This window comes from Burkholderia sp. Ax-1719, from assembly GCF_011753055.1.
In the GTDB taxonomy this organism is placed as follows: Bacteria; Pseudomonadota; Gammaproteobacteria; order Burkholderiales; family Burkholderiaceae; genus Paraburkholderia.
In genome coordinates, this window is the sequence record NZ_VWWJ01000001.1 from 266,810 (window position 1) to 279,408 (window position 12,599).

Consider the following 12,599-nt stretch of genomic DNA (forward strand, 5'->3'; position numbering starts at 1 on the left):
ACTCCTTCCTTATCGTGTTCGTGGGGTTTGGTGGGTTCACCATGTATCGACGAAACGCCGGCCCGTGCGCTCGCGATCCGTAAAACCGTGGCTCGCGTTGAGTCCGCGCATGAGCCAGCGGCGTGTTTCCGCCGGGTCGATCACGCCGTCGATTTCAAGGAAGCTCGCCATATTGATTGCCCGGCCGTTGCGGTAGGCGTCGGCGACCCTGCGCTCGAATTCGGCTTCGCGCTGCGCGGGATCGTCGATCGCGGCGAGTTCTTTCGCGTAGCCCAGCCGCACCGCGCCTTCCAGCCCCATCGCGCCGAATTCTCCGCTTGGCCACGCGATCGTGAAGAGCGGCGCGTGAAAACTGCCCGCCGCCATCGCCTGCGCGCCCAGACCGTAGCCCTTGCGCAGCACCACGGTGAAGAAGGGCACGCGCAGGTTCGCGCCCGCGACGAACATGCGCGAGACGTGGCGCACGGTAGCCTGCTTCTCCGCTTGCGGGCCGACCATGAAGCCGGGCGTATCGCACAACGAGAGCAGCGGCAGGCCGAAGGTGTCGCAAAGCTGCATGAACCGCGCGGCCTTGTCGCCGGATTGCGCGTCGATGGCGCCGCCCAGATGCATGGGATTATTGGCAAGCAATCCGAACGGTTTACCTTCGATGCGCACGAGCGCCGTAATCAGCCCCGGCGCAAACGCACGGCGCAGTTCGAGCACCGAATCCTGATCGGCCAGTGTCTCGATCACGTGGCGAATGTCGTACACGCGCAGGCGATTTTCGGGAATCGCTTCGCGCAGCAACCGTTGATCGGCGCAGGTCCAATTTGCAATCGGCCCCTGAAAATACGAGAGATATTGCTTTGCCACCTTCACGGCGGCCGCTTCGTCGTCCACCAGCACGTCGATCACGCCATTGGGCGCTTGCACGCTCGCCGGGCCGACTTCCTCGGGCGTGAACTTGCCGAGACCGCCGCCCTCGATCATCGCCGGCCCCGCCATGCCGATGCTCGCGTTTTGCGTGGCGATGATGACGTCGCAGCAGCCCAGCAGCGCGGCATTGCCCGCGAAGCAGCGGCCCGACACCACGCCCACGAGCGGCACCTGCCCGGAAAGCCGCGCCATGCTCGCGAACGTGCGGCAGTCGAGACCCGCAACGCCCACGTGATCGGTATCGCCCGGCCGCCCGCCGCCGCCTTCCGCGAACAGCACGAGCGGCAAACGCCATTGCTCGGCCAGTTGCAGCATGCGGTCGGTCTTTTTGTGGCTCATCATGCCCTGCGTGCCCGCAAACACGGTGTAGTCGTAGGCGATAGCCATGCAGCGCGCCGCCTCATCGCCCACGCGCGCGGCGTTCACGGTGCCGATGCCCGCGATCAGACCATCGGCGGGGCTTTGCGTAATGAGGTCGTCGAGCGGGCGGCGTCCGCGCTGCGCGGCCAGCGCGAGCGCGCCGTATTCGACGAAGCTGTCCGCGTCGAGCAGATCGTCGAGGTTTTCGCGCGCCGTGCGCTGTCCCGTCTTGCGGCGCTTCGCGACGGCGTGCGGGCGGCGTTCGTCGCGGGTGAGCGCATGGCGTTCCAGCACGTCGGCAAGGTCGGCGCGGATATGCGAGAGATCGCGGCTTTCCTCGCTTTGCACCTGCGCGGCGGCGACATCGGCGGGTTCGATGTAGACGAGCGGCGCGCCTTCAAACACGGCGTCGTTCGGCGCAGCGGCCAGGGCGCGAACGATGCCGCTTTGCGCGGCCTGCACGACGAACTCCATCTTCATCGCTTCGAGCACGGCGATCTGCTGGCCAATAGCAACGGTGTCGCCCGCCTGCACGTCGAGGCTCACCAGCATGCCCTGGCTCGGCGCGTTGAGCGGTATGCAGCCGGGCGGGGCGGCTTCTGCCTGCAAGGCGCACGCCTCGGGCGACGGCGCGGCATTACCTGCCTCTGCGCGGAAAAAACGCTCGGTTTGCTTGCTGCGCGTTTCAGGCGCGAGCAGTTCGCCGATATGCTGCTCGATAAAGCGCGTGTCCACCGCATAGTCGGGCATTTCGGCGCGTTGCAGCAGCGCCTGCAAAAAGCCGATATTGTTCGCGACGCCTTCCAGCCGGAACTCGCTCAAGCCACGCGCGGCGCGGCGCAACGCGCCCGGAAAATCGTCGGCGTGGGCGATCAGCTTGGCGATCAGGGAATCGTAGTTCGGGCTGGTGGCGTAGCCTGCATAACCGTAGCCGTCCACGCGCAGGCCCGCGCCGCTGGGCGGCTCGTAGGCGCTGAGCGCGCCGCCTGCCGCCCGTGCGCTGCCGTCGGCCTGCATCGCTTCAAGATTCACGCGCGCCTGCACGGCGTAGCCACGCACTGGCGCAGGCTCGGTCAGCTTGAGATCGGCGAGCGTCGCGCCCTGGGCAAGCGATAGTTGCGCGCGCACCAGATCGACGCCCGTGATGGCCTCCGTCACGCAATGTTCGACCTGCACGCGCGGATTCGCTTCCATGAACACAAAGTCGCCGCGCGCCGTATCGACGAGAAACTCGAAGGTGCCGATGCCGCGATAGTTCACCGCGCGCGCGAGCGTCAGCGCCGCGTCGATGATCGCGTGCCGCAGCGCGGTGTTCAGCCCCGGCGCGGGCGCGATCTCGATCACCTTCTGATGACGCCGTTGCAGGCTGCAATCGCGCTCCCAGAGATGGCTCACGTGCGCGCCGTCGCCGACGATCTGCACTTCCACATGGCGCGCCGCGTCGATCAGGCGCTCGACATAGAGCGCGCCATCGCCGAAGGCGGCGCGCGCCTCGGATTCGCAGCGCGCGAAGGCGTCATCCAGCTCCGCGGCGTCGCGCACCGCGCGCATGCCGCGTCCGCCGCCGCCTGCCAGCGCTTTCACCATCATCGCGCGATGTCCAGAGAAGAAAGCACGCGCTTCGGCAAGCGTGGTCGCGCGGTTCGTGCCTGCCGCGAGCGGCACACCGCAGCGCGCCGCCAGTTCGCGCGCGCGGGCCTTGTCGCCGAACATGCGCAACACCTCCGGCGAGGGCCCGATAAAGCGCAGGCCCGCTTCCTCGCAGCGCTGCGCGAAATCGGCGCGTTCGCTCAGAAAGCCGTAGCCCGGATGGACGGCGTCACAGCCGTTGGCGCGCGCGGCTTCGATCAGCGCATCGATATTCAGGTAAGCCGACGCGCCCCGGCCCGCAAGCGGGACGGCCGCATCGGCGCGGCGCACGTGCAGCGCGCGGGCGTCGTCTTCGGCGTAGACGGCGACGCTGCGAAGGCCCGCTTCGGCCACGGCGCGCGCAATGCGAATGGCGATCTCGCCACGGTTGGCGATCAGCACAGCCTTGATCGGCGAGTTGAAAGCGGCTGTCTTGAAGGCAGAAGTCGTCACAGCAGTTTGTCCAGTTCCTGTTTCCTGACCTTGCCGGTCGCGGTCATCGGCAAAGCGTCGATCACGCGGATTTCCGGCACCTTGTAGCCAGCCATCGAGGCGCGGCACCACGCGGCGAGTTCGTGCGCGTTTGCGCCACTGCCGGGCTTGAGCACGACGAAGGCGATGGGTTGCTGGCCGCGCGCCGCATCGGGACGCCCGATCACGGCGCTGCCGAGAATCGCCGGATGCTGGCCGAGCAGCGCTTCCAGTTCGCTGGGAAACACGCTCATGCCGTTGACCTTGAGCATCTCCTTGCGGCGACCTAGATAGCGGATAAACCCTTCTTCGGTGAAGGTGGCGAGATCGCCCGTGTGCAGCCAGCCGTCGCGCAGCGCCTCGGCACTGGCCTGTTCGCGCTGCCAGTAACCTTTGAACAGCGAAGGCGAACGTACGCAAAGCTCGCCTTCGCTGCCCGGCGGCAGGAGCGCGCCGCTCGCAAAATCGCAGATCTTGAATTCGGTGCCGGGCACGGGCAGGCCCACGAAGGTGGGTTGGGCGCGCAGATCGGCGTCGTCGTCCTGGAGCCCGAGCGTGAAGGTGTCGCAGGTGTGCGTCTCGGTCATGCCGTAGCTGAACTCGTAGAGCGTGCAGCCCGTGAGGTCGCGCCAGCGCTGCCGATATTCGCGCGTGAGCTTCTTGATGAACGAGATCGCGCCCACCTGGCGCAGCGAGGAAGTGTCGAACTCGCGCACACGCGGGTGATCGAGCACTTCGGCGACGCTGTCGACCAGCATGCCGCAATGGCTCACGCGATAGTGCGCCACGGCGTGCATCCACGCGAGCGGATCCCAGCGCGCCAGCAGCACGAGCGCCGCGCCCGCGAAGACGGGAAACAGCAGCCCCGCGTTTTCGCCCGCGATCCAGAACTCAGGCAGGAAATTGAGGAACACGGCGTCGCGGTCGGCGCGCAGCGCGACGGGCATGAAGCTCGCGCAGGTGTAGAGCATGTCGCCATGCGTGTGGATGCAGCCCTTCGGCAGGCCCGTGGTGCCGCCCGTGTAGTTGAGCGCGGCGATGTCGTCGAGTTGCGGCTCGTGTGTGGGCGCGGGCGCGCTGATCTTGTCGAGCGCCGCCAGCAGATCGATGGCGTTGCCGCTCACGCATTTCGGTGCGAGCACAACGTCTGGCAGCGGCACTGGCGCGGCGTCAGGGTTTTGCGCGCCCCGCATCTCCCCCACGTTCGTTGCGATCACCGTGTGTAATCCGCATTCGTCGCGCACCTGCTCGACGACGGGCAATAGCTGATCCGCGCAGATCACGACCCGCGCGCCGCTGTCCTTGAGCTGATAGCCGAGTTCGAGCGCCTTCGACAAGGGGCTGACCGGTGCATGCACCGCGCCGAGCTTGAGAATGCCGTAGAACGCGATATGCATCTGCGGGCAGTTGGGCATGAACACCGCCACGCGATCGCCGGTGTGCACGCCCAGTTCCGCGAGCAGCGCGGCGCAGCGATCGCTCAGGGCGTCGAGTTCGCCATAGCTCAGCGTGCGCCCATAGAAGTGCAGGGCGGGGCGCTGTGGATCTTGCCGCGCCCATTCGCGCAGACAGGCCGTCAAGGGGCGCTGGCCGAGCGGATACTGCGGCTCGCGCGGCGTGCCGGCGGGCCATGCGCGCGCCCAGCGTTCACGCAGATCCGCCAGATACTCGTGTTCGTTCATCGGAAGCCTCGCGGGTTCGGCAGATGGAGCGGTTCGCCATGCGCGGTGAATTACGCCATTGCGCTTCGGAAGGGACTTCGGAGCAGACCGTCCATGATGTGCAGGATTGCCGCTTCACGCGCTTGCGGTTTTTCCCGGTTGACACTAGCGAACGATCGTGCGATTTATTTCGACGCTGCGGACGCCGAGTGCGTTCGTGCATTCCCCGAGCATTCCTTGAGCATCGCCCACGCATCACCTGATTCCTCGCGCATTTCGACGCGAGACGAAAGGAGACATCGCATGGAGTCGAAGAACGTTCCCGAAGTGGCTGAACTGCTGGAAGATTCGCCGAAGAACTGGGGCAAGTGGGGCAGCGACGACGAAGTCGGCTCGCTCAACTATCTGACCCAGGCCGAAGTGCTGCGCGGCGTCGCGTCGGTGCGCTCGGGCAAGACCTTTACGCTGCAGATCCAGATGGGGCATCCCAAGGGCGATCCGGTCTGGCCGGGGCGTTCGCAGGCGCGCCGCATCAACGTGATGGACAAGGGCCATTACATGTGCGGGAAAGGTCCGCTTTTTCCGGGGCTCGCCGAATACGCCGACGACATGATGATCATGTACCTGCAAGGCTCGACGCAGTACGACGCGCTCGGTCATGTCTGGTACGACGACCAGCTCTGGAACGGATACGACGCGAAGTCGACCATCGGCGGGCTCGACAAGGCCAGCGTGCTGCCGATCGCGGAGCGTGGCGTGGTGGGGCGCGGCGTGCTGATCGACATGGCGCGCCATCGCGGCAAGGCCGTGCTCGATCCGGGCGAAACCTTCACGCACGAAGACCTGCTCGCGGCGGCAAAGGCGCAGGGCGTGAGCATCGAAAAGCGCGACATTCTGGTGATCCGCACGGGCTGGATCGGCTCGTTCTATGAGCGCGACCAGGCGCAGTTCTACGAGAACTTCGTGGAGCCGGGGCTGACACATAGCCGCGAACTGGTCGACTGGTTTCATCGGATGGAAATTCCCAATCTGGTCACCGACACCATCGCCAACGAAGTGACGGTTGATCCGGTCTCGGGCGTGGCGCTGCCGCTGCATAACGCGCTGATGCGCAACCTGGGCGTGACGCTCACCGAGATTGCGCAGCTCGATCCGCTCGCCGCCGATTGCGCCGAAGACGGCCAATGGTCCTTCCTCTACACGGCTGCACCGCTCAAGGTGGTAGGCGGCAGCGGCGCGCCGGTCAATCCGGTGGTGGTGAAGTAGGCGTAGCATCGCCTCGTCGTCTATCCGATGCCGACACGGCGCACGCTTTTTTTGCGTGCGCCTGCCCCCCGCGTCTTTTCGCAGGAGCGCTCATGACGCCCTATGCCAGCAAACCGTGGCTCGCCCATTACGCGAGCGGTCACGAGGCAACGATTTCCCGACAGTATCCCGACGCACTCAGCCTGTTTCGCGCCGCTGTTGCGCGCGCACCGCAGAACAAGGCGCTGCTGTACTTCGACGGCGCGCTGACCTATGCCGAACTCGATCAGCAGTCCGATGCGCTTGCCTGTGCGTGGCTCGAACGCGGCCCTGGGCGTGGCGATCGCATCGCGATCTATCTGCAGAACGTGCCGCAATTCGTGATCACGCTGGTGGCGGCGTGGAAGATCGGCGCGACGGCGGTGCCCGTGAATCCGATGAATCGCGCGCGCGAATTGCGCGTATTGCTGGCGGATTCGGGCGCGCGCGTGCTGGTGTGCCACGGCACGCTTTACGAGGACGTCGTGCGACCCTTGCTGGCGGAAGAAGCCTTGGTCGATGTGCATGTCATGACGACATCGGCGCTGGAATATCAGACGCGTGACGACCCGCGCCTCTTCGCGAGCATGACGCGCCCGGCGGTGCATGAAAACGCCGAGGACTTCGGCGCGGCGATTGCCGCGCATCGCGGCCAGACGCCGCCCGCCATCACGCCAGGCGGTGACGATCTGGCGATGCTCGTCTATACCTCGGGCACCACGGGCGTGCCCAAAGGCGCGATGAATACGCACGGTAACGTCGCCTTCAATGCGCAGGTGTATCGCGACTGGGTTGGCCTGCGCGAAGGCGCGCCGATTCTGGGCGTCGCGCCGCTGTTTCACATCACCGGGCTGGTGGGCCATGTGGGCGCGGCCTTTATCTGCGCCGCGCCGCTGATACTGGCGTTTCGCTTCGAGCCGGGCGTGATCCTTGACGCCATCGCCGAATACAAGCCGGAATTCACCATCGGCGCTATCACGGTTTTTATCGCGCTGATGAACGACGCGCGCGCGACACGCGAGCATTTCGCCTCGATGCGGCGCATCTATTCGGGCGGCGCGCCCATTCCGCCGAGTGTGATCGAGGCGTTCCGCGCGCGCTTTGGCCACTACATCCACAACGGCTACGGTCTCACCGAAACCAATTCGCCCACGCATGTCGTGCCCGTGGGCCGCGACGCGCCGGTGGACCCCGCATCGGGCACGCTGTCGATTGGCGTGCCGGCGTTCAATGTGGAGTCGTATATCGGCGACGACACAGGGCAGCCGCTCGCACCCGGCGAAGTGGGCGAGATCATCTCGCGCGGACCGATGGTGGTGCCCGGTTACTGGAACAAGCCGCAGGAAAGCGCGAAAGCGATTGTCGACGGCTTCTTTCGCACCGGCGATGTGGGCTTCATGGACGAGCAAGGCTGGTTCTATCTCGTCGATCGCAAGAAAGACATGATCAACGCGGGCGGCTACAAGGTCTGGCCGCGCGAGGTGGAGGATGTGCTGTACACGCATCCGGCCGTGCGCGAGGCGGCTGTGGTGGGCGTGCCCGACAGCTATCGCGGCGAGACCGTGAAGGCGGTCGTGAGCCTCAAGCCGCAAACGAGCGCGACGCCGGAAGAACTGGTCGAGTACTGCAAGGCGCGGATGGCGGCGTACAAATATCCACGCATCGTCGCGATCCTCGATGAGTTGCCCAAGACGGTGACGGGCAAGATCTTGCGGCGCGAGTTGCGAGGCTAGATCAAAGTCTGGAGTACATCCCGCCGCCATCCGGACTGGCTCACCGATATAGTGTGCTCTCGCTTGCCGGCGCAACGCTGGCAAGCGACGAAACGCACGACAACAGGCATTGGCCAGCAGAGACCGGGAGCACAGAAGCAGATGGCTGGAATGGGAATGGAGGCCGGCGAGGAAGTGGTCGCCGCGCCAGGGCAAGTACGTTTTTCTTATGCAGAACAGGTTACGACGCCGCTCAAGCGCTTCGTGATCCAAACCATCGAGCGCTGGACCTCACGCGCAAAACTGGAGCGCCTGTACCGGCATAACCGCTCGCATCCGGTCGCGGGTGAAAACTTCTGGCAGGCGGCCGTGCGTCTGCTCGAACTCGATATCCGCTATGACGCCGAAGCGCTCGCGCGTGCTCCAGCGCAAGGCCCGCTCGTGGTGATCGCCAATCATCCCTATGGGGTGCTAGATGGCATTACGCTGTGCTGGTTGATCGGGCGCTTGAGGCCCGATTTCAAGCTGCTGGCGAGTTCCGTGCTGGCGCAGGCGCCTGAATTGCAGCCCTGGTTGTTGCCCGTCGACCTGTCGATCCGGGGTACGGCGCGGGCAACCAATATTGCCGTGCGACGCGAGGCGCTCGAACACGTGCAGCGCGGCGGCGCGTTGATCGTGTTCCCGGCGGGGCTGATATCCGTTTCGCCGGATCGATGGGGACGTCAACGCGCGATCGATCCCGCATGGGGGAGCTTCTCCGCGCAACTCGTGCGACGCACCGGAGCGACGGTGCTGCCGGTCTACTTCTGCGGCCAGAATAGCCGCTTATTCCAGATCGCCAGCCATATCGAACGCACCCTCAAGCTCGCGCTGATTTTCCGCGAGGTGGCTGCGCGCATCGGCACGTCGGTGACGGCACGCATCGGTATGCCGATCATGGGCGACGAACTGCGCGACGCGCCCAGCGACCGCGCGTTGATAGAGACGCTGCGCGCGCGCACTTATGCGCTTGGAGACGAGGGCACAGAAATGGACGCCGGCTAGCGTAGTTGCACACGCATTTTCATGCCGTATTGCGGACGCATCGTCACGCGCACCTGCGGCATGACAGGATGTCCCGGCGCAAGATCGAAACGAAAGCGCCGCAACAAATGACGCAGCACAACGATCATCTCGCTCATCGCGAAGCCCATGCCGATGCAGGTGCGCGCGCCCGCGCCGAACGGCAGCCACGCGTGACGCGCAATCTTTGCGCGCTGCTCGCCGATAAAGCGCTCAGGGTCGAAGCAATTCGGGTCATGCCACAGCGTCTCGTGCCGATGCAGCACATACGGCGCGACCGTCACGATAGTGCCCGCGGGAATCGCCATGCCCGCTACCGCATCGTCCTCGCGGGCGATGCGGCTCATCATCGGAATCGGCGGGTAGAGGCGCAAAGTTTCTTCGATTGCGGCGCGCGTGAGCGGCAGGTCGGCGAAATGCGGGCCTTCGTGCGCGTGAGCGTCGATTTCGGCTTCGACGCGCGCGCGCCAGTGCGGTGACTGGGAGAGCAGATAAAGCGTCCAGGTCAGCGCATTGGCGCTGGTCTCGTGTCCCGCGCCGATAAACGTGACGATGTTGTCATGAACCTCGCGCGTGCTTAAATTCCGGCCTGCGGCGTCGCGTGCGCCCAGCAGATGCGTGAGCAGATCGGGCGGCACCCCTTCGCCATCCTGACTACCGTCAATCAAGCGCCGTCGCGCATCGACCATACCGTCCACCACCTGGGCGGCGAAGCGCAGCGTATGCCGCGCCTTGAAGCGGTTCCAGCGCGGCAGCCAATCCGGCATACCGATGAGATCGAGGTAATCGAGTCGCCCGAGCGTTTCCAGATATTGCGCGACAGCTTTCTGGAACATCGACGGCACGTAGTCGAGCCCGGCGCTGAAGAGCGTGTGCTCAAGAATCTCCAGCGTCAGGCGCCCCATTTCGTCGGCGATATCGAGCGTGTTGTCGCCATTTGCAGCCTGGGCAATGGCGCCGATGCGTGCCGCCGATCGCGCTGTGGCTGCGTCTTTCGCGGCAGCAAGCGCATTCATGCGCGGCGGCGAGAAGAACGGCGCGAGCATCTGGCGCTGCCGACGCCATGCATCGCCATTCGCCGTGACGAGGCCGACGCCTAGTGCAGGACGCAGCAGGCGCAACTGCAATTCGTTCTTCTCGTAGTTGCGCGCGTTGTCCACGAATATATGGCGGATCGCGGCCGGGTCGCTGATCAGCGCGCGGCGGTCGACGATGGTCTTGCGTATCTGGAGCGGCAGCCTGAAATCGGCCTCGGTCCAGATATCGAGCACATTGCGGCGGATCGTCAGCAGCAGGGCAAGCGGACCGAGGGGCACACGATGGGGTGTCGGCGCGGGGGGATAAAAAGGCGGTGCGGGAGGCGTGGAAATGGACGAAGTCGCGGACATAGTCAAAAATTCGACGCGGTGCGCTTGAGCGCGATGCCGCGCAGCAGCCACACGAAGCCCCACGCGCCGTGGGCGGCGAAGGCGAACAACAGCACACGCGGCACTGCATTATGCGGGGCCCATTCCAGCAGGCCGAACGCAGGCAGGCCAGGCAGTACGAAGGCCAACGCAATCCAGCCGGCGAGGCCCCAACGCTGGCCGTCGCTATGTGCGCCCAGCGCAATGGTGCCGAACAGCGTAATGGCCATCAGCGGCGAAGCATAGACAAGTGCGCCATCGGGCTGTTGATTGAGCCAGCAGATCAGCAGGATGTAGAGCAGCAGTCCGCCCACCGCAACGAACAGGCCATTGAGGCCGCGCGTACTGTCGCCGGACGCGCCGGGCCATGCGCTGCCAAAATGGCGCAGGATCGGCTCGTTGCTCGCGCGCAGCGGGTTGCGGCTATTGGCGATGCCGTCGACGCCGTAGCGCGCATTTTTTTCGGCAGGATCGGCTTGCTCGAAGGTGCCGAGCAGCTTGTCCCACAGGAGCAGCGTACCGCCGAAATTGCGGTTGAAATAACGGGCTTCCGCGCGATGGTGCACGCGATGATGCAACGGCGTCACCAGCACGCGGTCGAGCCAGCCTGTAGAACGCACGAGGCCGCTATGGTTGAAGAATTGCACCGCGTAGTGAAACGAAGAAACTGCCACGTAGATATCGAGCGGCAAGCCGAGTAGGGCAAGCACGCCGGTGAAGGGAAAGTCGGTGAGCGATGCATACCAGGAGTTGCGGTTGCACAGCGACAGATCGAAATGCTCGCCCTGATGGTGCACCACATGGACCGCCCAGAGCAGCCCGATTGTGTGATGCGCGCGATGACGGCAGTAAAAGCAGAAATCCCAGGCGAAAAATGCGAACAAACATTGCAGCGCACGCGGCCAGCGATCGACCCAATGCAGGTTGAACTGTGCGAGCACGGCGGCATAGGCGGCGATCTCGACGCCGCGGAACACCCACATCAGGATATGGCCAGAATTCAGGTTGAAAACCAGCTCGGCCCAGCTTGTCTGGTCGCGCCGGACGAGGCGTAGCGCAACGAGCTCCGCGAGGATCAGACAGCCGCCTACGGTGCAGGCAAGAGCGGATGGAGTCATGCGACAGGCATTATTCTTCGGTTCTTGGGATCAAGGCCTTCAACGTATGGCGCGAGGGCTACCGATTATAGAGCGTGGGGGACGTGATTCTTTTGCAGCGTGCCGGCGGACCATAGGCCTCGGCTATGACCGGCAAAGTTAATCGATAGTTGTTGTTCCTCTCGATCCCACGGTGTAATGCGTTATCGAATTGCGCGTATAGAAAGCGTGGAGGAGCAAAAGTGAAAATCGTGGTGCCGGTCAAGCGTGTGGTCGACTACAACGTCAAAGTGCGGGTGAAGTCGGATAGCACGGGCGTGGATGTCGCCAATGTGAAGTTTTCGATGAACCCGTTCGACGAAATCGCTGTTGAAGAAGCGGTGCGCCTTAAGGAAGCGGGTATCGCGACGGAAGTCATTGCTGTTTCCGCAGGTGTGGCCCAGGCGCAGGAAACGCTGCGTACTGCGCTGGCGATCGGCGCGGACCGTGCCGTGCTGATCGAATCCGATGAAGAATTGCAGCCGCTGGTGGTGGCGAAACTGCTCAAGGCGATTGTCGACAAGGAACAGCCTTCGCTGATCGTGCTGGGCAAGCAGGCCATCGACGACGATTCGAACCAGACGGGCCAGATGCTGGCTGCGCTGGCAGACCTGCCGCAAGCGACCTTCGCTTCGAAGATCACGGTTGCTGACGGCAAGGCCACGGTTGCGCGTGAAGTCGATGGCGGCGCGGAAACGCTCTCGCTGACGCTGCCCGCAGTCGTCACGACGGACCTGCGCCTGAACGAGCCGCGCTACGTCACGCTGCCGAACATCATGAAGGCGAAGAAGAAGCCGCTGGAAACGATCAAGCCGGAAGACCTCGGTGTGGACGTCACGCCGCGTCTGAAGACCCTCAAGGTTGCTGAGCCGCCGAAGCGTTCGGCAGGCGTGAAGGTCGCGGACGTGAAGACGCTGGTCGAGAAGCTGAAGACCGAAGCCAAGGTGCTGTAAGGGAGCG

Annotated in this window: 8 protein-coding genes; 4 read left to right on the top strand and 4 right to left on the bottom strand. The window is 64.6% G+C overall.

The features are described 5' to 3' along the window. Positions 1–36 precede the first annotated feature (36 nt). Positions 37–3,360, bottom strand: a complete 3,324-nt coding sequence (locus F3J17_RS01155) for a carboxyl transferase domain-containing protein (RefSeq protein ID WP_345891107.1) — start codon at positions 3,358–3,360, stop codon at positions 37–39. Continuing rightward, entirely contained in the window at positions 3,357–5,060 is a 1,704-nt protein-coding gene (locus F3J17_RS01160; RefSeq protein ID WP_167052986.1) for an AMP-binding protein, read from the bottom strand. The genes F3J17_RS01155 and F3J17_RS01160 overlap by 4 nt, the downstream gene beginning before the upstream one ends. Before the next feature lie 282 nt (positions 5,061–5,342). Between F3J17_RS01160 and F3J17_RS01165 the strand changes: the two genes are divergently transcribed. From F3J17_RS01165 to F3J17_RS01175, 3 genes are all read left to right on the top strand, one after another. After that, positions 5,343–6,305, top strand: a complete 963-nt coding sequence (locus F3J17_RS01165; protein WP_167052988.1) for a cyclase family protein — start codon at positions 5,343–5,345, stop codon at positions 6,303–6,305. Positions 6,306–6,397: 92 nt separating this feature from the next. Beyond that, on the top strand, positions 6,398–8,056 hold the full coding sequence (locus F3J17_RS01170) for an AMP-binding protein (protein ID WP_167052990.1): 1,659 nt from the start codon (positions 6,398–6,400) through the stop codon (positions 8,054–8,056). 150 nt (positions 8,057–8,206) lie between these two features. Next, entirely contained in the window at positions 8,207–9,079 is an 873-nt protein-coding gene (locus tag F3J17_RS01175; protein WP_167052991.1) for a lysophospholipid acyltransferase family protein, read from the top strand. Here F3J17_RS01175 and F3J17_RS01180 read toward each other — a convergent pair. Further along, entirely contained in the window at positions 9,076–10,413 is a 1,338-nt protein-coding gene (locus F3J17_RS01180) for a cytochrome P450 (protein WP_167052993.1), read from the bottom strand. The two genes, F3J17_RS01175 and F3J17_RS01180, sit on opposite strands and share 4 nt — an antisense overlap. 74 nt (positions 10,414–10,487) lie before the next feature. Further along, positions 10,488–11,621 (bottom strand): sterol desaturase family protein, encoded by a 1,134-nt coding sequence (locus F3J17_RS01185; protein WP_167052995.1) that lies wholly within the window; start codon positions 11,619–11,621, stop codon positions 10,488–10,490. A gap of 221 nt (positions 11,622–11,842) precedes the next feature. Between F3J17_RS01185 and F3J17_RS01190 the strand changes: the two genes are divergently transcribed. Then, positions 11,843–12,592, top strand: coding sequence for an electron transfer flavoprotein subunit beta/FixA family protein (locus F3J17_RS01190; RefSeq protein ID WP_167052997.1), 750 nt, complete (start codon positions 11,843–11,845; stop codon positions 12,590–12,592). Positions 12,593–12,599 lie beyond the last annotated feature (7 nt).